Raw genomic sequence first — 24,871 nt, forward strand, 5'->3', positions numbered from 1 at the left:
TCGATCCGCGCAGCGGACGCCGAAGGCGCCCTTGACCCACGCCACCACGACCAGCACCATCAAGCAGCCCGGAGCCGCGCCCCACAGCTGTCCCCCGAGCACGCGTCACCAGCGCTCGCCTTACCCCAGCACGCGTCACCACAGGCCCCTCACTGGAACACGCGTCGCCCCAGTCCTCCTACTGGAGCACGCGTACCGCATTCGCCGTACCCCGAGCACGAGTAGCCGCAGTCCCCTGTTCGTGCCGACGACCTAGTGAGAGTGCGAGGCCGTGGGTGGCGGTGGGATGACTCCGTCGAGGAGGGCTCGGGCGTTCGTCAGGTTGGCGGTCATGCGGTCTACCCGTCCAGCTTGACTCCGAGCAGTGCGTCGACGGCCTGAGCCACCAGAGCTGGAGCCTCCGCATCGTCCCCGTTCGCCTCAGCCCACGTGTCGATGGCGGACAGGGCGGCGACGGTGTCGAGGTCGTTCGTGAGGGCCGCGCGTACGGCGTCGATCGCAGCCGTACCGTCAGGACCCGAACCGCGGGTGACGGCGCCACGCCAGACGTCCAGGCGTTCCTGCGCGTCGAGCAGCTCGGACGACGTCCAGAACCAGTCAGTGCGGTAGTGGTGGGCCAGGAGCGCCAGCCGGATCGCCATCGGGTCCGCCCCGGCCAGGCGCTCCTTCGACACCAGCACCAGGTTGCCCTTCGACTTCGACATCTTCTCGCCGTCCAGGCCGACCATCGCCTGGTGCACGTAGGCCCGCGCGAACGGGTACTTCCCGGTCGCCACCTGCGCGCCGCTGGCCGACATCTCGTGGTGCGGGAAGATCAGGTCCGACCCACCGCCCTGGATGTCGAACGTCATGCCGAGGTGTTCCAGCGCGATCGCGGAGCACTCGACATGCCAGCCCGGCCGGCCGCGACCCAGCGCGGAGTCCCAGGCAGGCTCACCCGGCCGCTCGTGCCGCCACAGCAGGCTGTCCAGCGGGTCCTGCTTGCCCGGGCGATCCGGGTCCCCGCCGCGCTCGGCGAACAGGGCCCGCATGGTCTCGCGGTCATACCCGGACACGTTCCCGAAGGCCGGATCCGCCTTCACCGCGAAGTACAGATCGCCGTCCACCGAGTAGACCGCGCCGGCGCGCTGCAACTCCTCGATCGCGGCCGCGACCAGGTCGACCGACTCGACCACGCCGACGTAGTTCTGCGGCGGGATCACCCGCAGCGCGGTCATGTCGTCGCGGAACAGCTGGATCTCCTGTTCCGCCAGGTCGGTCCAGTCGACCCCGGTCGCGGCCGCCCGCTCGAGCAGCGGGTCGTCGACGTCGGTGATGTTCTGCGTGTAGTGGACGTCGTACCCGGCGTCGCGCCAGAGCCGGTTGATCAGGTCGAACGTCACGTACGTCGCCGCATGGCCCATGTGCGTGGCGTCGTACGGTGTGATCCCGCACACGTACATCCGCGCCGTACCGCCGTCGGCCGGCGGCACCTCGACCGGACCGCCCGACGCGGTGTCGTAGAGGCGCAGTCGCCGGGCCGGACCCGGCACGACCGGGATGTCTGGTTTCGTCCACGCCTGCATGATCTGGAGCTTATGACAGCCCGGACTTCCCGGACGCGACACGGTTCCACTCTCCGGTCCCCCGGTCCGGCCGGCGCGGGAGCGACTACCCTGCCCAGACCCGTTCGGCGTACGACGCGAAACTCGTCGCCGGCCGCCCGAGCAAGCGCTCGATGTCATCCGTCGGCATGGTCACGTGCCCCTCGCGCATGATCTCGAACAACGCGTTCAGTTCGTGCACGGCCTCCTCGGGCCAGCCGGCGGCGAGCAGCTCGTCGCGGTACGCGGCCGGCGTCACCGCGACATACTCCATCGGCCGGCCCGAGACCTTGGCGATGGTTTCCACCGCGTCGGCGAACGTGATCGACTCCGGCCCGGACAGATCGTAGATCCGGCCGTCGTGACCGGTCGAGGTCAGAACCGTCGCAGCGACCTCGGCCAGATCCTCCACGTCGACGAACGGCTCTCGCAGGTCGCCCGCCGGCAGAGCGAGTCGGCCCGCCAGCAGCGGTTCGCGCCAGAGGTCCTCGTCGAAGTTCTGATCGAAGTTGTTCGACCGCAGGATCGTCCACCCTGCCCCGGATGCCTGGACCACTCGCTCCGCCTCGGCCATCCCGGCGCCGAACCGCCCGGCCCACTTCTCCGTGGCACGCCCAGACAGCGTGACGAAACGCCGTACCCCTGCGGCCACCGCCTGGCTGACGAACGGCTCGATCGGCGCGGGATCCTCTGGCGCGATCAGATACACCGCTTCGGCTCCGCGAACAGCGTCCGCCCAGCTGCTCCGGTCGGTCCAGTCGAACCGGGTCTCGCCCGACCGCGACGCGGCGCGTACGTCGGCTCCTCGTTCGCGCAGCCGCGGCACCACCCGGCGGCCGGTCTTACCTGTTGCCCCTAGCACCAAAATTGTCATACCCAGAGTCAATCCGGCCGCGGCGTCCGAACCCATGGGCGACCGGACCGCGGGCATGTCCGTGCGGCCCACCTATTGTGGCTGCCGTGGATCCTCTCGCCGACCTGTTGCGCGGCCTCCGCGCTGAAGGCGCCGTTCTCGGTACGCCGGTGCTCGCCGCGCCCTATGCGCTCCGCTTCACCGACGGCGCGGCGCTGACCCTTTGCGCTCCTCTGCTCGGCGACGGCTGGCTTGTCGTCGACGGTGCCGAACCACGGCTGATCAGGCCGGGCGAGACCGCGGTCGTGCGTGGACCGAATCCTTTCGTGTTCACCGACGATCCGTCGCGGACCGGACCTGCCCTGGAGGTGAGCTGCGACGGCCGGATCGACTCACCCGGACCGATCGACCACGGCACTGTTTTGCTGGCCGGCGCGTACCACGTCCGGCAGGAACTCCCCCGCCGCCTGCTCGACGAGCTCCCGCCGCTGGTCGTGATCACCGAGGACCACGACTGCTCACCGTTGCGCGACTACCTGCACGAGCGCGTCGCCGCCGGCGCTCTCGGTCGTCACGTCGTACTCGACCGGCTGCTCGACTGGCTGATGGTCTGCACCTTGCGCGACTGGTTCGAAGGCAATCAGCCACCCTGGTACGACGCCCTCGGCGACGACGTGGTCGGTCCGGTCCTGCACGCGATGCACGCCTCCCCCGCCGCGGGCTGGACCTTGGCCGGCCTCGCCGAGGTGGCGGCCGTGTCCCGGACGACCTTGGTACGACGCTTCACCGAGCTGACCGGTCAAGCTCCCCTCGCCTACCTGACGGAGCTGCGGATGACCCTCGCTGCCGACCTGCTGGCCGAGCCCGGTGCGACGGTCGCCGCAGTGGCCCGCCGGGTCGGGTACGCCGACGCGTTCAGTTTCAGCGCCGCTTTCAAACGCGAACGCGGCGCCAGCCCCAGCTCCTACCTGACCCGTCAGAAGGCAGGCCAGGGAATGGCCGGCCAGTCATCACTCGGGTAGGGGTGAACGCCGGTTTTCAGCAGCATCGCGCAGCGCTCGCGGGTCGCGGTCAGCTCGACCGCGGTGATGAGATCACACAGTTGCTGGCCGAGGCCTCCGGCGAGTTGGTCGGCCAGTTTGCGTACGTCGTCCAGCACGTCGGCCGGGATCGGTTCACCGGCCCAGCCCCATAGCACCGTCCGCAACTTGTCGTCCGCGTTGAACGTGACACCGTGGTCGACACCGAACACACGCCCGTCGCCCGGGTTCAGCACATGCCCGCCCTTGCGGTCGGCATTGTTGACCACGGCATCGAATACGGCCATCCGCCGCAACGCCTGATTGTCCGCGTGCACCAGCGTCACCGGGTTGTGCCGCCCGTCCAGCGCGTCGAGTACGCCGATCCAGCCGTCGGGCACCCGCCCTTGCGGGACGATGTCGACCAGCTCGGTCTCCTCCGGCCCGAGCTCGGCCTCGTCGATCCACAGCTGCACCATGCCCTCGCCGAGCGGCCCGTCCCGCAGCAGGGTCGGCGGCACCAGCGACCAGCCGAGCGCTTCGGAGACGACGTACGCCGCGTACTCGCGCTGGGCCAGGGTGCCGTCGGGGAAGTCCCACAGCGGCCGCTCCCCCTGGACCGGCTTGTAGACGACCGTTGCGGACTCGCCGTCGCGACTCACCGAGCCCTGGAACGTGCCGTTCGACGCTGCCACCAGCCGGCCGTGCAGGGACAGCTCCCCAGTGGCGAGCAGGTCCGGAGCGATCATTCCGGCAGGTGCCTGCGGTAGCCGTTGGCACGCGGGCAGATGTGCCCGTCCGCGTCGATCGGCCGCCCGCAGAACGGGCAGCTCGGCCGTCCGGACGCGACCAGGGCGACCGCCCGGCGGGCGAACGCGCGGGCCTGCTCCTCGCTGATCCGGACGATGAACACCTCGGCGTCCTCGGACTCCATCGCGGCCGCGACCGGGTCGGTCTCCTCCAGCTCGGCCTGCTCGCCGGTGACGACCGAGAACACCTCGATCACCACCCGCTCGGCGTCCGCCTCCCACGCCAGCGTCATCGTGCCGGCCCGGAACTCCTCCTCGATCGGCTGCTCCAGCGGATCGGTGTCGTCGAGCCCCACCGCGGTGGCCGGCTCCCGGTCGAACCGCCGGGCCACCTCGTCCAGCATCACGTCCAGCCGCTCCGCGAGCGCCATCACCTGTTCCTTCTCACAGGCCACCGAGGTCAGCCGGGTACCCGCCCTGGCCTGCAGGAAGAACGTCCTCGCACCGGGTTCACCCACGGTGCCCGCGACGAACCGATCCGGGTCGTCGTAGGAATGCACAACTCGCGCCATAGCTAGACCCTATTACCGTCCGCCCACAACCGCGTCTGAGGACTGCTTCCTGGTTCGCCGGGCCTTGGCAGGAGGGGGCGGGATCAGGGAGGCGAGCTCGCTGCCGGAGTCGTTCAGGCGGACCAGGAACGGACGGGTCGCGGTATAGGTGATGATCGTGGTCGACGCGGTGTCCACCACGATCCGCTGGAAGGTGTCCAGGTGCTGCGCGAGCGCGTCCGCGACGATCGCCTTGATCACGTCGCCGTGTGACACCGCCACCCAAAGCGCGCCGTCCCCGTGGCTCTTCGCCAGCGCCGCGTCATGCGCCCGTACGGCGTCGACCGCACGCTGCTGCATCGCCCGCATCGACTCCCCGTTCGGGAACGTGACGGCCGACGGGTGCTGCTGCACGACCGGCCACAGCGGGTCCTTCATCAGCGTCGCCAGCTTCTGCCCGGTCCAGTCGCCGTACCCGCACTCGGTCAGCCGGCGATCCGTTGCCGGGCGCAACTCCTGGTGGTGTTTCGCGATCGCGGCCGCGGTCTGCTTGCAGCGCTCCAGCGGTGAAGTGACGATCGCGGCCAGCGGCAGCTCGGCCAGCCGTTGCGCGACCGCCTCGGCCTGCCGCAGCCCGGTCTCGTCCAGCTTCACCCCCGGCGTGCGGCCGGCCAATGTGCCGGACGTGTTGGCGGCGCTGCGGCCGTGCCGGACCAGAATCACCGTGGGCATGACCTGCACGTTATCCGGTCGGGGCAAGTCGGTCGTGCCTGGCGGTCCCGCGCAGTAGGCGCTGGACCGCCAGGCACGACCGCAGCTGCCATGATGGAGAGGTGATCGTGGACTGCGGCGTGTACGCCGAGGGGGAACGGAAGGACCTGCCCAGAGACCCCGAGACCGTTGCCCAGGCCATCGACGACGACGGTCGCTGCTTCGGCTGGGTCGGCCTGCACGAGCCGACGGACGCCGAGATGCGCCGGGTCCAGGGACTCTTCAGCCTGCACGAACTCGCTGTCGAGGACGCACTCAAGGCCCACCAGCGCCCCAAGGTCGAGCGGTTCGGCGACGCGATCGTCGTCGTACTGCGCACGCTCTGGTACGTCGACGAGGGCGACGCCGTGGAGACCGGCCAGCTGAGCGTCTTCATCGGCGCCCGGTACGTCGTCACGGTCCGGCACGGCGAAGGTGGTGAACTGGCCACCGCCCGGCACGAACTGGAGGAACGCGCCTCGGTGCTCGGCCACGGCCCGTCCGCCGTCCTCTGGGCGATCTGCGACTCGGTGGTCGACGGCTACGAGGAGGTCGCCCAGCAGGTCGAGGCCGACGTCGACGAGGTCGAGTCCTCGGTCTTCTCGCCCGAACGCACCAGCGACGCCGAACGCATCTACAAGCTCAAGCGCGAGGTGCTCGAGATGCGCCGCGCGATCCAGCCGCTGCGCGACCCGATGGAGCAGTTCGCGCACGGTGTCCCCGGTATCAGCCCGAACGCCGCGCCGTTCTTCCGCGATGTCGCCGACCACGTCAACCGGGTCTCGGACCAGACCGAGGCCCTCGACGTACTGCTCAGCTCGGCGCTGAACGCGCACCTGGCCCGGGTCTCGGTGCAGCAGAACGACGACATGCGCCGGATCTCGGCCTGGGTCGCCATCGCCGCGGTCCCGACCATGGTGGCCGGGATCTACGGGATGAACTTCGACAACATGCCCGAGCTGCGCTGGCACTACGGGTACTACGCCGTACTCCTGCTGATGGCCGTCGTCTGCTTCACCATGTACCGGTTCTTCCGCAAGGTCGGCTGGCTCTAAGTCGCTGTGATGGTGCTGGTGGCCAGCAGGATGACGATCACGATACCGACCAGGATCCGGTAGAAGGCGAAGATCTCGGTGGTGTGCTTGGCGACGAACTTGAGCAGCCAGGCGACCGACGCGTACGCGACCACGAAACTGACCACTGTCCCGACCAGCACCGGCACCAGCCCGACGTCACCGTTGACGGCGTGCGGCAGCTCGAAGATCGCGGCTCCGACCAGCGCCGGGATGCCGAGCAGGAACGCCATCCGGGTCGCCGCGACCCGGTCCAGGCCGCGGAACAGGCCGGCCGAGATGGTCGCGCCGGAGCGCGACACCCCGGGGATCAGCGCCAGACACTGGATGACGCCCATCACCACCGCGTCGATCAGAGTGATCCGGGTCAGCGGCCGCGACTTGCTGCTCAGCCGCTCGGCCGCGACCATCACGAACGACCAGCCGATCAGGGACGCGGCGACCCACCACAGGCTGCGCAGCGGCCCGGAGATGATGTCCCGGCCGAGGTAGCCGACGACGCAGATCGGCAGCGAGCCGACGATCACGAACCAGCCCATCCGGTGGTCGAACTCACCGCGGTACTCGGGGTGCCGGATCCCCTTGAACCAGGCGACGGCGTACCGGCTGATGTCCTTCCACATGAACAGCACCACGGCCGCGATCGCGCCGAACTGGATCACCGCGGTGAAGGCGGTGATGCTCGGGTCGTCGATCTGCTGGCCGAGCGCCTTCGAGGCGATGGTGAGGTGGCCGGTGCTGGACACCGGCAGGAACTCGGTGAGCCCCTCGACGATGCCGAGGATGATGGCTTCCCAGATGCTCATGGAGGATCAGTCACCGACCCCGGCGAGGTCGAGCGCCTCGGCGACCGTGCGCAGATCGGCGATCCGCTGGTCGACCGTCGGCGCGAACGGGGTCAGCGAGACCGTGGTGGCGCCGGCCTCGGCGTACGCGGTGAGCTTCTCGGCCATCCGCTCCTTGCCGCCGAGCAGTGAGATCGAGTCGATGAACCCGTGCGGTACGGCGGCCATCGCCTCCCGGTGCTGCTTGCCCAGGTACAGGTCCTGGATCCGCTTGGCCTCCTCGGCGTACCCCATCCGGACAGCCAGGGCGTTGTAGAAGTTCTTCTCCCGGCTGCCCATGCCGCCGATGTAGAGGGCGGCGTACCCGCGGATCGGGTCGGCCGCGGCCTGCAGGTCGTCACCGGTCATCACCGGCACGGACGCGACGACGTCGAAGCCGTCGAGCCCTTCCTGACGGGTTCGGCGACCCGTCGCGATGTGCTTCAACTGCTCTCCCAGATAGGCGGGGTCGTTCAGGATGCCGAGCCAGCCGTCGGCGATCTCGCCGGCCAGCTCGAGGTTCTTCGGGCCCACCGCGGCCAGGTACACCGGCACGTGGTCGCGGAGCGGGTGGATGGACAGCTTGAGCGGCTTGCCGGGGCCGTCGGGCAGCGGCAGCGTGAAGTGCTCACCCTCGAACTTCACCGTCTCACGCCGCATCGCCGCGTTGACAATGGCGACGTACTCGCGGGTGCGGGCCAGCGGCTTGTCGAACCGGACGCCGTGCCAGCCCTCGGACACCTGCGGGCCGGACACGCCCAGGCCGAGCCGGAACCGGCCGCCGGACAGCCGGTCCAGGGTGGCCGCGGTCATCGCGGTCATCGCCGGGGTCCGGGCCGGGATCTGGAAGACCGCGGCGCCGACGTCGATGGTGGAGGTCTGCGCGGCGATCCAGGTCAGCAGGGTGGCGGCGTCCGAGCCGTACGCCTCCGCGGCCCAGGTGACCGAGAAGCCGAGCCGCTCGGCCTCCTTCACCAGCCTCAGATGATCCAGATGGTCGTCGCCACCGAAGACGAAGCCGATGTTGAGTCCGAGTCGCATGACAGGCGAGCCTAACGAGCCGTTGTCGGTGCCCCGCAATAGGCTCGGGTACATGCAGCAGCGCTATCTCGGTCACAGTGGACTGGCGGTGAGCCGGATCGGCCTCGGCACCATGTCCTGGGGGCGTGACACCGACGAGCATGAGGCGCGTGAGCAGCTCGCTGCGTTCGTGGCCGCCGGCGGCACACTGATCGACACCGCCGCCGCGTACGGCGACGGTGACAGCGAGCGACTGATCGGCTCCCTGCTCGGTGACGTGGTGGAGCGTGACGACCTGGTGATCGCGACCAAGGCCGGTTTCAGCGTCCGCCGTGGTGAGCGGATCACCGACACGTCCCGGGGTGCCCTGCTGCGCGATCTGGAGGGCTCGCTCCGCCGGCTGAACGTCGACCACATCGACCTGTGGCAGCTGCACACCTGGTCGGACGACGTACCACTGGAGGAGACGCTGTCGGCGCTCGACCACGCGGTCAACTCGGGCAAGGTCCGGTACGTCGGGGTGTCCAACTACGCGGGGTGGAAGTCGGCCCGGGCCGTCACCTGGCAGCAGGCCTGGCCCGGTCGCGCGGTCCCGGTGTCGAACCAGGTGGAGTACTCGCTGCTCGCCCGGGACGCCGAGGCGGACGCGATTCGGGCGGCCGGCGGGCTGGGGATCGGGATCCTGGCCTGGTCGCCGCTTGGCCGGGGTGTGTTGACTGGGAAGTACCGCACCGGGATCCCGGCGGACTCCCGGGCGGCGTCTCAGCATCTGTCCAGATTCGTCGACCCCTACCTGGACGGCCGGGGTTCGGGCATCGTTGAGGCAGTCGCGCGAGCCGCCGACGGGCTCGGCTGGACACCGCTCGAGGTGGCCCTCACCTGGGTGCGGGACCGGCCGGGCGTGTCGGCGGCGATCGTCGGTGCCCGGACGGCGATGCAGCTCAAGTCGGTCCTGGGAGTGGAGGAGCTCACCCTCCCGCCCGCGATCGTCGCAGCGCTGGAGGATGTGTCGTAGAGCGGTTGTGGAGGTGCGGATGGCCGAATACGAACTGCAGCAGTTCGAGGTGTCCAGGACGGAGTCGCGCGGCGCCGTCCGCCGGTTGCTGACCGAGCACGCCGAGTACGGCGGCTGGGAGCTGGCCCGGCTGCGTCGCTACCCCGACGGCACCCGCAGAGTCTGGCTCCGCCGCCGCATCATCCGGGTGATGCGGACCCTGTGAGCAAGGCCGCCGTCACAGGTCGTGGCGGTACTCAGACCGCTCGGCCAGGGTGGGGATCGCGATCTCGGAGATGGTCGGCAGTCTCGCGCTGTGCCGGTCGGGCTTTCACGAGGATTGTCAGCGCGACGAGAGTGGTCAGCAGGCCGGCGCCGATCAGCGTGTGCTCGGCTCCGGCGGCCGCGATGATCGGCCCACCGGCAAGCATCCCGGCGGAACTCCCCGCGTTGACGACCACGGTCTGCCCGGACAGCAGCGTCCGCCGCTCGGCGCCGGCTGATGATCGGGTGATCAGGACCGAGATCGCGGAGATCCCGAGTACGACGGCTATGCCCGCAAGTGCGCCCATCAGGGCAATGACCGGCGGTGTCGTCCACAACCCCATGCCGATCCAGCACACGCCCATGAAGCCCCAGGCGAAGGCGGCCAGTCGTACTGGTGGCACACGACGTACGACGGCCAGGGAGATCGCCGTACCGATGATGGACCCGACGCCGTACCCGGTCATGCCGGCAGCCACGTAGACACCAGGCTCACCACGCTGGGCGCCGATGACGGACAGGCCAAGGGTGAAGGCAAACCACGTCACACAGCCGGTCCCACGAGCTATCCAGCCGTAGAGCACATCGGGACGCCCTTTGAGGCTCCCCCGGATCGAGGGCATTGCTACACGTTCAGGAGCTCGCTCTGCCTTCACAGTGCAGGCCAGTAGCCCTGCTGCCACCACAGCGACCGCCTCCACCCACAGCAGCCCGTTGGTGAGACCTGTTGACACTGCAAAGGCTCCGATGACCGGTCCGACCATCATGCCGACCCTGCGGAGCCCGTCCTGCCACGTGAGCAGTACGACTGCCTTGCCCTCACCCCACCGGTCTCCGGTGTCAGCCAGCAGGGCTGACCGACCAGGAGTCGACAGAGCGTCGCCACACCCGAGCAGTAGACCGCTGACGACCAGCAACTCAGGTGTGAGGATTCCTAGCGCAGCTGCAGCCGGCACAGACGCCAGAGCGAGTGCGGTCACGACTGCAACCACAGCAAGCCGTGGACCCGAGTCCACCCACTGCCGCGCCTTCCTGGCCCACCACGGCGACAACAGCACCGGTACGCCGGACGCGCCGGCGACCAGCCCGGTCGCAGCGACAGAGCCGGTCTCATGGAGGATGACGAGCGGCAACGCGACCTGCGTGAACCGGAGCGCGAGGTCCGCCGTGCCGCCACCTGCCAGCAAGGCGAGCGCTTCGTTCCGGGCTCTCATGCCTTTGATTCTTGGAGTTGTCAAGCGACCCGGGTAGTCGGCGGCCGCTGGGTGGGCGTCATAGGCTGCACCTATGGCTTCATTACCGTCGGTCGAGGATCTCCGACTGGTGCAGGCGATCAGCCGGACCGGAGCGGTTGGTACCGCCGCCCGCGAGCTGCGGATCTCGCAACCGTCCGCGTCCCAGCGACTGGCCCGGCTCGAGCGCATGTGCGGCACCAAATTGTTCGAGCGCGACACCCGCGGCGCCCGCCCGACCCCAGCCGGCGCCGAGCTCGGCCGCCGGGCCGACCACATCCTCGGCCACCTCGAGGAGGTGTACGCCGCCACCCGCGAAGCCGCCGCCGGTCACCGGCTGGTGATCGGCGCCTTCTCAAGCATCGCGCCGATCCTGTTCCCGATCCTCGACGCCGACCTGCTCGACCTCGACATCCAGCAGGAGGTCGACCACGGCCACTTCCTGGTCGAACGGATCGCCGAGGGCACCATGGACGCCGCCTTCATCGCTATCGCCGACCAGATGACACTGCCCCGCGGCACCATAGCCCGCCTGGTCGGCCGCGACGAACTCGTTCTGTTCGTTCCACCCGGCGCGGCCTCACCCGGCCGCGGCAAACAACCGTTGAAGGACCGCCCGATCCCGTTCTCCACCTACGACCGCGGCGCCGAAGAGATCCACGCACGCCTGGTCGCCCTCGGCGCCGTACCTCGCCGCGGCGTGACGCTGAGTACCACCGTCGGCATGGCGCGTCGCCGTACCCACCTGGCCCTCGTCCCCCGCAGCGCCCTCGCCACCGAACTCCGCCCCGGCGAACGCCTCATCCCGGCCCCGTTCCGCTACCGCCTGACGCTCTCGCTCGTCACCACGCCGACCCCGCCCAAACCCCTCATCGAGTACCTCCCCAGCCTCCGCGCCACCCTCAACCTCTTGTGAGTCAGGGTTTGCGGTACGACGCTGTAGCTGAGGTGAGTGCGATGGCAGTACGGCAGTGGACGGTCGACATCGTGATCGACGAGGTCGAGGACGAGCGGACCACACATGCCGAGGCCCGGCTGCGGACCGACGGCGAACAACTGGCCGGACGAGGCACGGCGTACCGGCACCCGAACGACGTCGAAGTACCCCAGATCGGCGACGAACTCGCCGCCGCCCGGGCCCTGTCGGAGCTGTCCCACCGCCTGGTCCTCGCAGCAGCCCAAGACATCGAGGAAGTCACCCACCGGCGCCCGCACCTCCGCGGCTGACACGTAGACCGGCGTGAGGACTCGTCTCAGAGCGCCCTCGGAGGTCAGTCCGCGCCCAGGATCCTGAGCCCGTGAAACTCCCGGAAGTCATCGAAGTCCTTCAGGTTCAGGGTGGCGAGAGGCAAGTCGTAGGTGAGACAACACGCCGCGATCCACATGTCATTGATGGGTCTCGGCCTTCCTCGCTCGACGCCGGCGGCAGACAGCCGACCCCAAGTGGTCGCGACGGCCTCGTCGCCCGGCAGAACGGGGATACCGGACAGCCAATCCGCGAGCGCCTGCCGGCTGCTCGCTCCCCAGTGACGGATCTCCGTCCATTTGGTCACCTCGCCCAGCGTCACAAAGGTGATGAGCGGCTGACGACCAATCAGCCGTGTGGTCAATGGACCGGTCAGCTTCCGCTTGTGCACCAGGGAAGCGACGTCAGTGTCGAGGACGACTGGCTGCACAGGTCAGGCGATCTCGCGGTGACGTTCGGCGTACGTGAACGCCAGGAACTCTTCAAGTTCCTCGTCGGACTGGAAGGTGTCGGCGGCCAGATCATCGAGCGACCGAATCGGAGCGGTGCCTTTCGCCGCCAGCAGCTCCGCCAGGGATAGCCGGGGACGAACGAGTGGCGCTCCAGCCTGGTCAGCCTTGTCCGTGGTCATTCACACCTCCTTGTTGCCTGGAACTCAGTGTAAGACCATCGAGCCCGCAACCTTGCCGGGCCACCGGCGGCCCAGCTGGGCTGACCTCGGGGGCTAGGCCTCGTCGAGGAAGCGGTCGAGGACTCGGGAGCCGAACTCCAGGGCGCTGGTGGGGACGCGTTCGTCGATGCCGTGGAACATGCCCATGAAGTCGAGGTCTGGCGGCAGTTGCAGCGGTACGAAGCCGAAGCACCGGACGCCGAGTCGGCTCCAGGACTTGGCGTCGGTGCCACCCGACATCAGCAGCGGCGCGGTCCGGCTCTGCGGGTCCTCGGCCGCCAGGCACGCTTTCATCGCCTCGACCAGACCGCCGCTGAACTCGGTCTCCAGCGCGATGTCCTCGACCACGACCTCGCGCTGGACCTTGTCGCCGATCAGCTCGTCGATGGTGGCGAAGAACTCGTCCTCGTATCCGGGCAGGAACCGGCCGTCGATGTGCGCCTCGGCGTCACCCGGGATCACGTTCACCTTGTAGCCGGCGTTCAGCATCGTCGGGTTGGCCGTGTTCCGGATCGTCGCGCCGAACATCCGGCTGAAGCTGCCCAGCTTCGCCAGCGTCTCGGTCATGTCTTCCGGGTCGAGCTCGACCTCGAGCACGTCCTCCAGCGTCTTCAGGAACTCCCGGACCGTCGGCGTGACCCGGAGCGGCCACTCGTGACCGCCGATCCGGGTCACCGCCTCGACCAGGTTCGTGACCGCGTTGTCGTTGTTCACCATCGACCCGTGGCCCGCCGTACCGCGGGCCTTGAGCCGCATCCAGCTCATGCCCTTCTCGGCGGTCTCGATCAGGTACAGCCGCAGGTCGTCCTTCACCGTGACCGAGAACCCACCGACCTCGCCGATCCCTTCAGTGCAGTCGGCAACGGTGTCCGGGTGGTTGTTGATCAGCCACTGGGCGCCGTACACACCGCCGGCCTCCTCGTCCGCGGTGAACACCAGCCGCACCGGCCGCCGCGGCTTCGCCCCGGCCCGCTGCCGGGCCCGGACCACCGACAGCACCATCGCGTCGAAATCCTTCATGTCGACCGCGCCCCGGCCCCAGACGCACCCGTCGAAGATCTCCCCGGCGAACGGGTCGACCTTCCAGTCCTTCGGGTCGGCCGGTACGACGTCCAGGTGCCCATGCACGAGCAGCGGGTCGGCGCTCTGGTCCTCGCCCTCCCAGTGCGCGACCAGGGTCGCCCGGCCCGGCTCCGACTCGTAGATCGTCGACTCGATCCCCACCTCGTCGAGCTTGGCCGCGACGTACTCCGCCGCGACCCGCTCACCGTTGCTCTTCCCGTTGCCGTAGTTCGTGGTGTCGATCCGGATCAGCTCGCTGCAGAGCTCCACCACCTCGGCGTCAGGCGTGTACGACGTACGATCCCTGGCAGTCGGAGAAGTCATGGTCACATCCTCTCGCACCCTCGAATGACATCGGGTCAGACGGGTATCTGAAAGGTGTGAAGGGCGACCGGGTGGAGATCGTCGTCGATACCGGCAGCGGTGTGTCGACGTACGAGATCGCCGCGACCAAGGCCGGCCGCCGGGTCGAGATCAACACCACCCGGAACCTGACCGAGGTCGTCGAGGTCACCCGGTCCGGCACCCCGGTGCGTACCGCTCGGTTCATCTCCGCGCGCGTGATCGCGCTGGTCGAGCACCCGGCCGGCTCGCCGAACGGGTCGGCACCGGGCTGATGACCGAGCCGGTCCGGATCGAGTCCACTGGCGCGACGCTCCCCGGTGACCTGACTGTGCCTGCTGGCGCGACCGGGCTGGTGATCTTCGCCCACGGCAGCGACAGCAGCCGCCACAGTCCCCGGAACCAGTACGTCGCCGGGGTCCTCGGCCGGGCGGGTCTCGCCACGCTGTTGTTCGACCTGTTGACGACAGAGGAGGCGGCCGACCGCAGGAACGTCTTCGACATTCCGCTGCTGGCCGGCCGACTGGCAGCCGCCCATCGCTGGGCCGCTGATCGTCACAGTGACCTTCGCATTGGGTACTTCGGCGCCAGCACCGGCGGGGCCGCCGCGTTGTGGACGGCGGGTGACCCTGGCTCAGGCGCGAACGACGTGGGGGCGGTGGTGTCCCGCGGCGGGCGGGTCGACCTGGCCGGTTCGCGGCTCGCCGAGGTCGCCGCGCCGACGCTGTTGATCGTCGGCGAGCTCGACACCGACGTACTGGAGCTCAATCGCCAGTCCCAGCGGCAGATGCGCTGCGTCAACCGTCTCGAGGTCGTTGCCGGTGCCACCCATCTCTTCTCCGAACCCGGCACGCTCGAGCGCGTCGCCGTCCTCGCACGCGACTGGTTCCTCCGTGAACTGGCCGGCCACTGAGCCTGAGCTGGTCTCAACCCAGCACGCCCTCGCCCAGGCGACACCTCCACCGTGGACGCCGCCAGACACCTGCCTGGTCGGTGGAGTGTGGGTCTGCTTTCCCCGCGACCTGTCCGGCACCGGGTCAGCGGGCGATCGGGCCTGGGGCGCCGCGGTCGTCATCGATCACGGCGGCGTCGTCGGACGGTGTCTGGTTCCCGGTCACGCCTCAGCGTCGTACGTCCCCGGTCTGCTGGCTCTCCGTCTCGGCCCGCTGCTGGAGGACGTGGTACGCCGCCTCGAACCGCAACCCGACGTACTCCTGCTGGACGGGACCGGGCGTGATCATCCGCGGCGTGCCGGGCTGGCCTTGCACCTTGGCGCCGTACTCGATCTGCCGACGGTGGGCGTGACTCACCGGCCGCTGACCGCCTCCGGGGAATGGCCGGCCGACGTACCGGGGGCGATGTCTCCGCTGTTCATCGGCCCGGACCAGGTCGCGATGTGGCTGCGCACCCGGCCTGGCACGCGGCCGCTGGTCGTGCACCCGGGTTGGCGGACCGACCTGACCACGGCTGTTGCCGTCGTATCCCGGTGTCTCGCCGGACGTCGTACCCCCGAGCCGTTACGGCGGGCCCGCCAGGCCGCGCGGCTGCTCAGAGGACCTTGAGTCCGTACATCTCCCCCAGCGGGTCGGCGATCAACTCGACCCGGGTGCCGTCCGGGTCGCGGAAGTAGATCGACGTACCGCTCTCCTCCAGGTACTCCACACCGGCCTCGTCGAGGTTGTGCTTCAGCCGCTCCCACTTCTCGGGCTCGACCGAGATGGCCAGGTGATGCAGTCCGCCAAGCACTTCGGCGTACGGCCCGAGATCCAGCCCCGGGAAGTCGAAGAACGCGAGCAGGTTGCCATTGCCGATGTCGAAGAAGAAGTGGTTCGACCCGTCGTAGTCCCGGTTGCCGACGATCTCGGTGAGCGGGAACTCGAGCACCCCTTGGTAGAACCCCACCGTCCGCTCCACGTCCGCACACAGCACCGCGACATGATGCAGCCCCCGCGCGGAGCTCTTGCGATGGTCTTTCAGGTACGTCGTTCTGATCCGCTCGCGCTCGGCCTCGATCGCGGGCAGGTCGATGTCCGTCATGCAATCCCCCTCAAATCCGGAAGAACAGGTTGAGATAGCGGTCGGCAACGGCCCGCTCGCCGCGGATCGTGCCGGAGTTGCTCCGCCCGAACGCGGTCAGCACGAAGCTGCCCGGGTCGAACTCGATCACAGTGCCGCCGAGCTCGCCCGGTTCGTACGACATCCCGTCCGGCCCGACCCGGACCCGGGTGTCGCCGGCGTTCGGGCCGCTGGTGATCCGGATGCTCAGGTCGCACGGGTCGTTCACCTTGGTCGTGTACTGCCACAGCACGAACATGAACGGGACCAGCAGGTCGGCCGCCTCGCCGGTCAGTCCGTGTGCGCGGCCCGTCCCCTGCCGGACGTCCCATGAGTGGACGCCGTAGTCCATCAGCTGGAAGGCCGGGAAGAAGAAGGACGGCAACGGGCCCATGTAGAAGTGCGGGACGTTCAGCCCGGTCCAGTCCTCCGGGCCCAGCGCGTCGAAGATCTCCATGATCTTGTCGAAGTCGCCCCGCAACCGCTCGACCAGCTCGGCCCGGGGCACCTCACGGAGCGCCAGCGCCTGCTTGTCGACCCGCTCCGCCATCCCCGGCAGACCGTACGCGGCCGGCAGCTCGGTGTGCGACCTGGCCGCGTCGAACGCGACGAAGTACGCCTCGGTCGTGTCCGCGATATGCGCCACCACGTCGCGTACCTGCCAGTGCCCGGCCCCGGTCGGCGCCTCCCACATCTCGTCACTGTCGACGAGGTCGAAGAACTCCCCCGCCTCCCGCCGGACCACCCCCAGGATCGTGTCCTTACCTTCGAACGACATCGCGTTCCACGCGTTCATCCCGGCCTCCTCCCGGACACCACTTGAATTTCAAACTACGCCCGAGAGCCCCCCAAGTCAGCCCACCGCCACCCGAGGGCCCGAAGTCAGCCCCCGGCACCGCCCCGATGTGAATTCCACCCGTGGAGTTTGCTACTGTTCTCCGGTCAGCGTCGCTAAGGCGACCAGACCACTCGTCCGGGTGGCGGAATAGGCAGACGCGCTAGCTTGAGGTGCTAGTGCCCTTCGCGGGGCGTGGGGGTTCAAGTCCCCCCTCGGACACACACTATCCACACGCGGCGCGGGCGTAATGGAGACTATGGCCACGCGCGTTCGGTGGTCGTAGTCGACCGTCAGACGCAAGGCCTCGTACAACTCGGCCAGGTCGTCGCGATTCGCTCGATCGAGCACACAGCCGATGTCCCCGAGCTGGTCGACCATCGCTCGGATCTCGTTCGGCGTCAGCCGCTTCGGGTACTCGATGGACGCCAAACCTGCCTCTGCGGCTCGCTTCTCAGCCATCACGGGGTTGTACTGACTCGTCAGCTCACTCGGATCCCAGCCCGCCTCCAGGGCGCGGCGAAGTCTTGACATCGTCCCTTCCGCCGCAGCGATTCGCCTGCGGAACTCCGCCTCGGCTCGCTCCTCAGGGCTGCTTTCGTGCTGCGCTCGCGAGAGCTTCGACCGTGGAGTCGACCTCTGAACAGCTAGGAGTGGGACGTCCGTCGGTATCGCGGTCGACGGCTGTTCCCGGACACCCCGTTCGACGTGGTGACCGCATCTTGATCGGTGGAACGGTGCGGCACCGCCGAGCCGTCCACAGGCTTAGACCTCGCCAGCCACAGGCCGGTGAATACTGCGGTGGCCACAGTGACGGCGCCGGCAGCGACGAAGGCGCTGTTGAGGCCGGTCTCGAAGGATGCGCCGCCGGATTGCCGGCTGCGGACGATGGCTCCGAGTACCGCCACGCCGAGCACCGCGCCGATCTGCCGGGTGGTGCTGCTGATGCCAGAGGCGAGGCCGCCTTCTTGCGGGCTGACCGCTTGGATGGCGGCGCCTGTCAGTGGGGACATGGTCAGGGCGAAGCCGATGCCGACGACTCCCAGCCGCCACCACACGTTCCCGTAACCGGTGTCGGCGTGCACCATGCCCAGCGCCAGGAGCCCCCCTCCGGCCAGGGCCAGGCCGACGGTGACCACGATCCGGAAGCCGTACCGGGCGGCGAGCCGGCCCGCGAACGGGCTGACCATCACCATGGCAAGGGAGGTGGGAAGGGTCTGCAGGCCGGCGCGCAGGATCGAGCTGCCCTGGACGTACACGAAGAACTGGGAGAAGAAGAACGACGAACCCATGAGCGCGAACCCCACCACGACCATGGCGGTGTTGGACACGGTGAACAGCCGCTGCCGGAACAGCCGCAGCGGCAGCATCGGAGCGGAACGACGCGCTTCGACAGCGACGAAGGCGGCGAGGAGGATCACCGCGGCGGTGAAGCTGCCCCGGATCACCGGAGACGTCCAGCCGCGGGCACCACCCTCGATCAGCCCGTACGTCAGCGCCCCCACAGCCAGAACGGACAGCACCGTCCCCGGGATATCGATCGCGGGCGCGCTCGGATTGCGGGACTCGCCAAGGTGGCGCAGACCGACCAGCAGCAGGACCACGCCGATGGGCAGATTGACCAGGAAGATGGCGGGCCAGCCGAAGGCATCTGTCAGCACGCCGCCAGCCACGGGGCCTGCGACCAGACCAATTCCGCTGAATCCGGCCCACAGCCCGATCGCCTTGATGCGTTCCTGAGGAAGGGGATAGGCGGCGGCGAGCAGGGCCAGCGAGGCAGGGCTCAGCGCCGCGGCCCCGACGCCCTGCAGCACCCGGCCGGCGACAAGCCATCCGATCGAGGGCGCGAGGCTGCACAGCACCGACGCGGCGGTGAACACCACCGCACCGACCAGATACACCCGCTTGCGGCCGAACCGGTCGGCGAAAACGCCGCCGGACAGCAGCAGCATGGCGACCAGCAGCACGTACGCGTCGACAATCCACTGCAGACCGGTCAGCTGAGTGTGCAGCCGGTGCTGCATATCGGGCAGCGCTGCTCCAACAATCGTGTTGTCGAGCAGCACCATGAATTGGCCCAGGCAGGTCACCGTGAGCAGCACGGCCCGGTTTGGTCGACTGCCTACGGCCGCAGGCAATGCAGCCATGCGGATTCCTCTCAATCGTTGGTTGCACCTCTCCACGGCCGACGCGGTCAGCCTCTGGGCGCTCTAAAGCAGTAGTTGACTGCGTTAGGCGACTGTACGAAGGCTCTCCCCACAAACGCAAGTCCCGACTGCGTTAAGCTGGAACCATGGACGAGCGACAGCGAGCCCGGCGACCCGGCGGGCGCAGCGCCCGCGTCGGCGCGGAGGTGCACCAGGCCGTCACCGACCTGATCAGCGAGCGCGGCTACGGCAACTTCACCCTCGGCGAGGTCGCAGCCCGCGCGGGCGTGGCCGACAGCAGCATCTACCGCCGGTGGGGCAGCCTGGACACCCTGCTCACCGACGTGGTCCTCACCCGCCTCAACGCGCGGTCGCCGATGCCCGACACCGGGAGTCTGGCCGGCGACCTGCGCACTTACGCGGCCAACGTGGCCCGCGAGATCACCGGACCCGACGGCCTGGCGTTGCTACGCCTGGCCGTCGCTCTGTCGAGCAACGGTCAGCAGGGCCGGCAGGCGCTTGACGACCTCCTCGCCGAACGCGGCCGGCAACTGCAGGCCATGCTCGATCGCGCCCGCGAACGCGGCGAGCACCCACCCGACGCGCTCGGTGTGCTGGACCACGTGATGGCGCCGATGTATATCCGCGTTTTGTTCGGCATCGGCCCGCTCACCCCCGAATACGTCGACGGGCTGGTCGAGCAATTGCTGTGACCTCAGCCTGGTCCGCCCGGGAGCAGAGCACGTAGGTGCCGCCCCTCGGACGCGGCGCCAGGGCTCCGTGAGGTGCTCGCCGACACGCGCTCGCCAGCTCAGGCATCCGACCCCTTGGCTAGCTCCCGCGGCCTGGCCGAATCCGTCGGCCGACGGATCGTCGCCTCGGATCGGGGTGAAGTCGACGTCCAGATGTCACACCACCACACGATGCCGAGATCCGGATACGACGCCAGCCGTGTGCAGGCGAATTCGGACATCTGTGCAGCCGACTCCGAACATCGACAGAGATCGTTAGCGACACACCGGACTCATGGTGTCGGAAAGGTGTCGCAAAGTCGGAGTCTCGAACAACGCCATGGCCTCCCTTTCTCGTGCGGTTCAACTGTGAACGCTGCCAACCTCACCAGGCCCAGATCGTCATGTGTGCCCTGTGCGGCAACACCGTGATGCTGGGCGGGGAACTGGCCACCATGGTCGAAGGTCAGTTGCCGAGCTCGGTCTCGCGATGGCTCGGCACGGTGACAAGGCAGTTCGATAGACCGTGCGGGCACCCGGCTGTTCCCCAGCCGGCTGCCTTCACGAAGTGATACATCTCCTCGGCTGTCGGGTTAGAACCGCTGTGACGATATGGATTGCTACTTCCCCGGTGATATTGGCGAGCTGCGAACAACTGGTAGAGGCCTAGTAGGAGTGGGGCTGTCCCGGCGCCTACGATCGGCAACGCTGATCCGCCCCAGACTGGAATGTGCTTGGCGAGCAGCACAACGCCGACGACGATCGTGACCGCGCCAACAACGTCGTCGTACATGCACGGATAGTCGGTCTCGCCGAGCATCAGAGTGCGGTAGCCGACGTTGAGCAGGTCGTACCAGATGTTCAGCTCGGCCGCCGGCGCGAACTGGCCGCCACACTGGTTATCCGATCGCGGATCGCCCGGCTGTGCGGTGAGACTTGGTGATGTTGAGTTCGGCGGCGCGGTGGGTTCGGGCTGAATGACGAGCTCCGCGCACCCCGGGCGTCCGTTAGACGCCGGCTGCTTCGGTGTGGGCGGTGGTGCTTGCGGTGATCCCGTCGAGCATTCGGCGAAGTCCCCAGAGGTACTGCTCGGTGGAGATGTAGCCGGCCATCGCGGCCGCCGCCGCAGCCGTGCGGGGGTAATGCTCGGCCGGTGTCGCGGTAAAGGCGTCGAGCCGGGTGTCGATTCGTTCCGACTCCGGCGGCAGCGGACCGGGTTGGGGTAGATCGGCGACTTCGAGCGCAATTGATCCGAACACGTAGACGATCAGCAGGTAGGACGCGCGTGCGGCGTCGGTGGGGTTGAGTCCCGCGTCGGCCAGCAGCTCGAGGAGCCGCTCGTTCAGGGCGAGAGCGTGCGGGCCGTCCATCGGACCGCCGATCAGCAGCGGGACCGCGCCGGGGTGCGCCGACAGCCGCTCCCTCAACTCCAGAGCGAGGGCCTCCACGCGTTGCCGCCATGGCTGGTCGCGGTCGATGAAGACGCCGTGGTCGACCTGGCCGAGCAGTCGCTCGACGAGGGCCTTCACTATCGCGGCCTTGTCCGGGAAGTAGGTGTACACCGCATTCGGGGCCACGCCCACCTGCGCGGCAATGGCCCGCACGGAGGCCGCGTTCGCCCCGCCGGCGTCGAGCAGGGTCAGCGCGGCGTCGAGGATCTGGTCCTCGGTCAGGGCTCGCCGCGGACCGGGACGAGTTCGCTGGGCTGGTACTGGCACGACCTGCCTTCCTCTTGACTTCATCTCTGTACAGCGTACATTATCTGTACAGCGTGCAGAGTTGAAGGTAATCAGAGCTGCGCGAGATCCAACCACCAGCCCCAGCGGGCTTCGCCGGACGACTGGCACAGCCGCAGACACCCATCCCCGAGCACGTCCATCACAACCCCGGTCGGCCCTGCCGACCTCTGGAGTTGAGCAGCATGACCCGATCCGGAACATCCGACCCGGTCTTCCTACGTACCTGGTTGGTGTGGACCGCTGGGTTTCTCGCCTTCCCCATCGCCGGCCTTGCCGGCACCGCGGTAGCGGGCCGTGTCAACGACGCCCTTGCCGCGCTGCTTGGCGGCGCCGTGGCCGGGCTCGTCCTCGGCGCGGCGCAGACGCTGGTCAGCCGCAAGCGGCTCGACCCCCGCAGGTGGATACCGGCCACCGCCCTCGGCATGGGTGGCGGGCTTCTCCTCGGCGCCGTCACCGTCGACTACGGCACCTCTTTGGGCGACCTCGCCCTGATGGGCGCCCTCACCGGCGTCGTCCTCGGCCTGGCGCAAGCCCTCGCCCTGCCACGGCAGACAACCCACCTGCGTTGGGCTTGGGCCGCCGCGATGCCCGCCCTGTGGGCCCTGGGCTGGACCGTCACCACCCTCGGCGGGATCAGCGTCGACAACCAGTTCACGATCTACGGCGCCTACGGCGCGGTGACCTTCTCCGCACTGTCCGGACTCCTGCTCCACTACCTCCTGCCCTACCGCGCCACCACCGGCACAAGCCCGACGGAGCCACGGATCGCGGCCAAGGCATGACCACTCCCCCGCACGTCATCTTCGGCACCGGCGCGGTCGGCCTGGCCACTTTCGACGCACTCCGCCACCGCGGCGAGACCGTCAGGCTCGTCAACCGATCCGGCCACGCCCCCGTGCCCGACGACGTCGAGGTCCTCGGCGGTGACGCCCTCGATCCAACCTTCACCGCCGCCGTCGCCGAAGGCGCCCGAGTGATCTACCAGACGCTCAACCCGCCCTACCCCGAGTGGAGCGAACAGTTTCCCGCCCTGCAGGCCGGCGTGCTCGCCGCCGCCGAAGCCACTGGCGCGCGGCTGGTCAGCATGGAGAACGTCTACATGTACGGACGCCCCGCCGGCCGCCCGTTCACCGAGGACCGCCCCTACGACGCCCACACCAAGAAGGGGCAGCTCCGGGGACGGATGGCCCGCGAACTCCTCGCTGCCCACGTGGCCGGACGTGTCCAGGTCGCCATCGGCCGCGCCTCGGACTACTTCGGACCACGCGGCGGCGCCCAATCCAATCTCGGCGACCGCGTCTTCGCAGCGGCCCTGGCCGGCAAGACCGCTACCGTGCTCGGCGACCCCGACCAACCGCACACCTACACCTACATCCCCGACATCGGTGAAGCCCTCGCCGTCCTCGGCGAACACCCCGACGCTCCCGGCCAGGTCTGGCACCTTCCGAACGACCCCGACAGCCGCACCACTCGGCAACTCGTCGACATCGTCTACCAGCACGCAGGCCAACCGCGTACCAAGCTTCGCGCGATGCCGCCGGTGATGCTGCGCGCGCTCGGCCTGATCAACCCCACCTTGCGGGAGCTCGGCGAGATGCAGTACCTGTTCGAGGAACCGTTCATCGTCGACAGCAGCAAGATCGCGACCAAGCTCGACGTTCACCCCACTCCGATCGACCAAGCCCTGGCCGACACCCTCATGACCTATCGCCGCGGATAAGAGGTCAGCCCTCTGGACCCGATCCGCGATATGCCCGCATCCGACCGGGGTCAGGAGGGTACTTCGCCGGTGAGGTCGGGAAGTGCCGTGCCGAGGGCGTTGAGTCTGTCGGCAACGGCTTCAAAGATTCCCACTCCCCGGGGACAGGAACATCGGTCGGTGGTCCTAGAACATCGGTCGGTGGTCCTAGCCGGCGGTCGATGGGGAGACCGCCACCGGACCGGCACACAGGCGCAAGGACGGGACGGTGCCGATGGGTTGTCCCGCGCGACGATGCGGATCAGCGTGGGACAGTTCATCGGCGCTGTCGTGGCGTGGATGGTCGTGTCGGGTGGAGCCGGCGTCTCACCATCGCTGCCGCGGCCGCGATGCTCGGGGTCAGCGTGGACAAGGTCCGAGAACTCGCTCGTACCGGCGTACTCCCCCGGCACCGGTACGGCCCGGGACCGATTGCGATCGACGACGCACAGCACCTGATCGACACCGGGGCACTGACTGACCCAATCCACCGTGGCCGGGTCCCACTCGCCGTGGCCGCCGTGAAGCTCGGCGCCGGCCGCGGACGTCGCGGCATCGGCTTGCAGTGGTGCGAGCGTTCTACGAGTACTGGGCGGAGCTCGGTCTGGGGCCGGTGGTCAATCCGGTACAGCTGCGCAGCCGAGGGCGCGCGCACGCGCATCACACCCCCGCAACCGTCCGTCTGGGGAGCAACCAGGTCGACACCGCGCTCGCCAACAGCGCCAAGGAGACGATCGACGGCCGACCCGCCACCGGCAGTCGGTACCCCGGTACTCCTCGCCGCCGTGGCGATGACGGATCCGGCGTGGTCGCTGGTCGCTGGCCTGTTCCGCCCGGCTTCAAGGACCGGTGGCATCACCGCACCGACTTTCGTGTACGCGTCCACGCTAGGTGGCTCTCGATCTGGACCGCTCGAGGGGGTTGATCACCTCAGGTCGTGCGGCTCACCCCATCCCAGCCCAGGCCCACGCGGCAGCAGACTCTGCTGAGGAGGTGTGCCGGAGATGACCGTCGTGCGTGTTCTGTTGGTCGACGACCAAGCACCGTTTCTGCGGGCCATGAGTGCCGTGGTTGCGGAAACCGCTGGGTTCGAGGTCGTCGGCGAGGCCTCCTCCGGGGAGGAATGCATCCTCGCCGCGGCTGAGCTGTTGCCAGACTTCGTGCTGATGGATGTGAACCTTCCGGGCATCGACGGGGTGGAGGCCACGAGGCGGCTGCGGGGGCGCCAGTTTCCGCCGGTGGTGTTGTTGCTCTCGACGTATGACGAGGATGCGGGCGCGTACTTCGTCGCCGAGTGCGGGGCGACGGCGTACGTGACCAAATCGGCGTTGGGGCCGGACCGGCTGAGGGAGGTGTGGACAGCCTCGTCCCGGTGAACCGACTTCCACGGGCAT

General features: G+C 68.7%; 29 protein-coding genes and 1 tRNA gene. 14 read left to right on the forward strand and 16 right to left on the reverse strand.

The window, feature by feature from the left end; genetic code table 11:
• Window positions 1-338: 338 nt before the first annotated feature.
• Together mshC and AB0F43_RS20545 are read right to left on the reverse strand one after the other, a co-directional pair.
• A complete protein-coding gene (mshC, locus tag AB0F43_RS20540; protein WP_360478838.1) occupies window positions 339-1,565 on the reverse strand; it encodes a cysteine--1-D-myo-inosityl 2-amino-2-deoxy-alpha-D-glucopyranoside ligase in 1,227 nt (408 codons plus the stop codon).
• Window positions 1,566-1,650: 85 nt separating this feature from the next.
• The gene (locus tag AB0F43_RS20545) at window positions 1,651-2,457 is read right to left on the reverse strand and encodes an NAD(P)H-binding protein (protein WP_360478842.1); all 807 of its coding nucleotides are present in this window, start codon (window positions 2,455-2,457) and stop codon (window positions 1,651-1,653) included.
• 86 nt (window positions 2,458-2,543) lie between these two features.
• Between AB0F43_RS20545 and AB0F43_RS20550 the strand changes: the two genes are divergently transcribed.
• Window positions 2,544-3,458: an AraC family transcriptional regulator gene (locus AB0F43_RS20550; protein WP_360478845.1), complete on the forward strand. Its 915-nt coding sequence runs from the start codon at window positions 2,544-2,546 to the stop codon at window positions 3,456-3,458.
• On the opposite strand, the gene AB0F43_RS20555 is transcribed toward AB0F43_RS20550, so the two are convergent.
• The 3 genes from AB0F43_RS20555 to AB0F43_RS20565 are packed head-to-tail and all read right to left on the reverse strand — an operon-like array spanning window position 3,413 to window position 5,487.
• Entirely contained in the window at window positions 3,413-4,204 is a 792-nt protein-coding gene (locus AB0F43_RS20555; RefSeq protein ID WP_360478847.1) for an SCO1664 family protein, read from the reverse strand. The genes AB0F43_RS20550 and AB0F43_RS20555 overlap by 46 nt on opposite strands.
• Window positions 4,201-4,776, reverse strand: a complete 576-nt coding sequence (locus AB0F43_RS20560) for a DUF3090 domain-containing protein (protein ID WP_360478850.1) — start codon at window positions 4,774-4,776, stop codon at window positions 4,201-4,203. The genes AB0F43_RS20555 and AB0F43_RS20560 overlap by 4 nt, the downstream gene beginning before the upstream one ends.
• 12 nt (window positions 4,777-4,788) lie before the next feature.
• Window positions 4,789-5,487: a histidine phosphatase family protein gene (locus tag AB0F43_RS20565; RefSeq protein ID WP_360478853.1), complete on the reverse strand. Its 699-nt coding sequence runs from the start codon at window positions 5,485-5,487 to the stop codon at window positions 4,789-4,791.
• A 101-nt stretch (window positions 5,488-5,588) separates the two neighbouring features.
• Here AB0F43_RS20565 and corA point away from each other — a divergent pair, with 101 nt between their 5' ends.
• Window positions 5,589-6,560 (forward strand): magnesium/cobalt transporter CorA, encoded by a 972-nt coding sequence (gene corA, locus AB0F43_RS20570; RefSeq protein WP_360478856.1) that lies wholly within the window; start codon window positions 5,589-5,591, stop codon window positions 6,558-6,560.
• Here the strand turns inward: corA and AB0F43_RS20575 are convergent.
• Window positions 6,557-7,384: an undecaprenyl-diphosphate phosphatase gene (locus AB0F43_RS20575; protein WP_360478859.1), complete on the reverse strand. Its 828-nt coding sequence runs from the start codon at window positions 7,382-7,384 to the stop codon at window positions 6,557-6,559. The genes corA and AB0F43_RS20575 overlap by 4 nt on opposite strands.
• A gap of 6 nt (window positions 7,385-7,390) precedes the next feature.
• Window positions 7,391-8,443 (reverse strand): LLM class F420-dependent oxidoreductase, encoded by a 1,053-nt coding sequence (locus tag AB0F43_RS20580; RefSeq protein WP_360478862.1) that lies wholly within the window; start codon window positions 8,441-8,443, stop codon window positions 7,391-7,393.
• A gap of 52 nt (window positions 8,444-8,495) precedes the next feature.
• Between AB0F43_RS20580 and AB0F43_RS20585 the strand changes: the two genes are divergently transcribed.
• Complete coding sequence (locus AB0F43_RS20585; RefSeq protein WP_360478865.1) at window positions 8,496-9,437, forward strand: aldo/keto reductase; 942 nt, start codon at window positions 8,496-8,498, stop codon at window positions 9,435-9,437.
• Window positions 9,438-9,456: 19 nt separating this feature from the next.
• On the forward strand, window positions 9,457-9,642 hold the full coding sequence (locus tag AB0F43_RS20590) for a DUF5703 family protein (RefSeq protein WP_130448421.1): 186 nt from the start codon (window positions 9,457-9,459) through the stop codon (window positions 9,640-9,642).
• 31 nt (window positions 9,643-9,673) lie between these two features.
• Here AB0F43_RS20590 and AB0F43_RS20595 read toward each other — a convergent pair whose 3' ends face one another.
• On the reverse strand, window positions 9,674-10,894 hold the full coding sequence (locus AB0F43_RS20595; RefSeq protein ID WP_360478868.1) for an MFS transporter: 1,221 nt from the start codon (window positions 10,892-10,894) through the stop codon (window positions 9,674-9,676).
• A gap of 73 nt (window positions 10,895-10,967) precedes the next feature.
• Between AB0F43_RS20595 and AB0F43_RS20600 the strand changes: the two genes are divergently transcribed.
• Together AB0F43_RS20600 and AB0F43_RS20605 are read left to right on the forward strand one after the other, a co-directional pair.
• Window positions 10,968-11,828 carry a LysR family transcriptional regulator gene (locus AB0F43_RS20600; RefSeq protein WP_360478871.1) on the forward strand — a complete coding sequence of 287 codons (861 nt, stop codon included), beginning with the start codon at window positions 10,968-10,970 and terminating at the stop codon, window positions 11,826-11,828.
• A gap of 41 nt (window positions 11,829-11,869) precedes the next feature.
• Entirely contained in the window at window positions 11,870-12,139 is a 270-nt protein-coding gene (locus tag AB0F43_RS20605; RefSeq protein WP_360478874.1) for a DUF1876 domain-containing protein, read from the forward strand.
• 44 nt (window positions 12,140-12,183) lie between these two features.
• Here the strand turns inward: AB0F43_RS20605 and AB0F43_RS20610 are convergent, their stop codons facing one another.
• The 3 genes from AB0F43_RS20610 to AB0F43_RS20620 form a co-directional block, all read right to left on the reverse strand.
• Window positions 12,184-12,588 (reverse strand): type II toxin-antitoxin system VapC family toxin, encoded by a 405-nt coding sequence (locus tag AB0F43_RS20610; RefSeq protein ID WP_360478877.1) that lies wholly within the window; start codon window positions 12,586-12,588, stop codon window positions 12,184-12,186.
• A gap of 3 nt (window positions 12,589-12,591) precedes the next feature.
• A complete protein-coding gene (locus AB0F43_RS20615; RefSeq protein ID WP_360478880.1) occupies window positions 12,592-12,789 on the reverse strand; it encodes a hypothetical protein in 198 nt (65 codons plus the stop codon).
• Window positions 12,790-12,882: 93 nt separating this feature from the next.
• Window positions 12,883-14,214 carry a M20/M25/M40 family metallo-hydrolase gene (locus tag AB0F43_RS20620; protein ID WP_360478883.1) on the reverse strand — a complete coding sequence of 444 codons (1,332 nt, stop codon included), beginning with the start codon at window positions 14,212-14,214 and terminating at the stop codon, window positions 12,883-12,885.
• Between the two features lie 56 nt (window positions 14,215-14,270).
• Here AB0F43_RS20620 and AB0F43_RS20625 point away from each other — a divergent pair, with 56 nt between their 5' ends.
• The 3 genes from AB0F43_RS20625 to AB0F43_RS20635 are packed head-to-tail and all read left to right on the forward strand — an operon-like array spanning window position 14,271 to window position 15,794.
• On the forward strand, window positions 14,271-14,507 hold the full coding sequence (locus tag AB0F43_RS20625; RefSeq protein WP_360478886.1) for a hypothetical protein: 237 nt from the start codon (window positions 14,271-14,273) through the stop codon (window positions 14,505-14,507).
• Window positions 14,507-15,145 carry a hydrolase gene (locus AB0F43_RS20630; RefSeq protein ID WP_360478889.1) on the forward strand — a complete coding sequence of 213 codons (639 nt, stop codon included), beginning with the start codon at window positions 14,507-14,509 and terminating at the stop codon, window positions 15,143-15,145. The genes AB0F43_RS20625 and AB0F43_RS20630 overlap by 1 nt, the downstream gene beginning before the upstream one ends.
• Window positions 15,126-15,794 (forward strand): endonuclease V, encoded by a 669-nt coding sequence (locus AB0F43_RS20635; RefSeq protein WP_360478892.1) that lies wholly within the window; start codon window positions 15,126-15,128, stop codon window positions 15,792-15,794. Before AB0F43_RS20630 ends, AB0F43_RS20635 begins: the two co-directional genes overlap by 20 nt.
• On the opposite strand, the gene AB0F43_RS20640 is transcribed toward AB0F43_RS20635, so the two are convergent.
• Both AB0F43_RS20640 and AB0F43_RS20645 read right to left on the reverse strand, forming a co-directional pair.
• Entirely contained in the window at window positions 15,781-16,269 is a 489-nt protein-coding gene (locus tag AB0F43_RS20640; protein WP_360478895.1) for a VOC family protein, read from the reverse strand. The genes AB0F43_RS20635 and AB0F43_RS20640 overlap by 14 nt on opposite strands.
• A 10-nt stretch (window positions 16,270-16,279) precedes the next feature.
• A complete protein-coding gene (locus AB0F43_RS20645) occupies window positions 16,280-17,083 on the reverse strand; it encodes a maleylpyruvate isomerase family mycothiol-dependent enzyme (RefSeq protein WP_360478898.1) in 804 nt (267 codons plus the stop codon).
• A 175-nt stretch (window positions 17,084-17,258) separates the two neighbouring features.
• Here AB0F43_RS20645 and AB0F43_RS20650 point away from each other — a divergent pair.
• A tRNA-Leu gene (locus tag AB0F43_RS20650) sits at window positions 17,259-17,344 on the forward strand.
• A 425-nt stretch (window positions 17,345-17,769) separates the two neighbouring features.
• Here the strand turns inward: AB0F43_RS20650 and AB0F43_RS20655 are convergent.
• Complete coding sequence (locus AB0F43_RS20655) at window positions 17,770-19,269, reverse strand: MFS transporter (RefSeq protein ID WP_360478900.1); 1,500 nt, start codon at window positions 19,267-19,269, stop codon at window positions 17,770-17,772.
• Window positions 19,270-19,415: 146 nt separating this feature from the next.
• On the opposite strand from AB0F43_RS20655, the gene AB0F43_RS20660 reads away from it, so the two are divergent.
• The gene (locus AB0F43_RS20660; RefSeq protein WP_360478903.1) at window positions 19,416-19,982 is read left to right on the forward strand and encodes a TetR/AcrR family transcriptional regulator; all 567 of its coding nucleotides are present in this window, start codon (window positions 19,416-19,418) and stop codon (window positions 19,980-19,982) included.
• Between the two features lie 484 nt (window positions 19,983-20,466).
• On the opposite strand, the gene AB0F43_RS20665 is transcribed toward AB0F43_RS20660, so the two are convergent.
• The gene (locus tag AB0F43_RS20665) at window positions 20,467-20,820 is read right to left on the reverse strand and encodes a hypothetical protein (RefSeq protein WP_360478906.1); all 354 of its coding nucleotides are present in this window, start codon (window positions 20,818-20,820) and stop codon (window positions 20,467-20,469) included.
• Window positions 20,821-21,007: 187 nt separating this feature from the next.
• The gene (locus AB0F43_RS20670; protein WP_360478909.1) at window positions 21,008-21,718 is read right to left on the reverse strand and encodes a TetR/AcrR family transcriptional regulator; all 711 of its coding nucleotides are present in this window, start codon (window positions 21,716-21,718) and stop codon (window positions 21,008-21,010) included.
• A 203-nt stretch (window positions 21,719-21,921) separates the two neighbouring features.
• Here AB0F43_RS20670 and AB0F43_RS20675 point away from each other — a divergent pair, with 203 nt between their 5' ends.
• From AB0F43_RS20675 to AB0F43_RS20685, 3 genes are all read left to right on the forward strand, one after another.
• Complete coding sequence (locus tag AB0F43_RS20675; RefSeq protein ID WP_360478912.1) at window positions 21,922-22,521, forward strand: hypothetical protein; 600 nt, start codon at window positions 21,922-21,924, stop codon at window positions 22,519-22,521.
• Complete coding sequence (locus tag AB0F43_RS20680) at window positions 22,518-23,459, forward strand: NAD-dependent epimerase/dehydratase family protein (protein WP_360478915.1); 942 nt, start codon at window positions 22,518-22,520, stop codon at window positions 23,457-23,459. The genes AB0F43_RS20675 and AB0F43_RS20680 overlap by 4 nt, the downstream gene beginning before the upstream one ends.
• Window positions 23,460-24,481: 1,022 nt before the next feature.
• On the forward strand, window positions 24,482-24,853 hold the full coding sequence (locus tag AB0F43_RS20685) for a response regulator transcription factor (RefSeq protein WP_360478918.1): 372 nt from the start codon (window positions 24,482-24,484) through the stop codon (window positions 24,851-24,853).
• Window positions 24,854-24,871 lie beyond the last annotated feature (18 nt).

This window comes from Kribbella sp. NPDC023972 (genome assembly GCF_040639075.1).
GTDB lineage: Bacteria > Actinomycetota > Actinomycetes > Propionibacteriales > Kribbellaceae > Kribbella.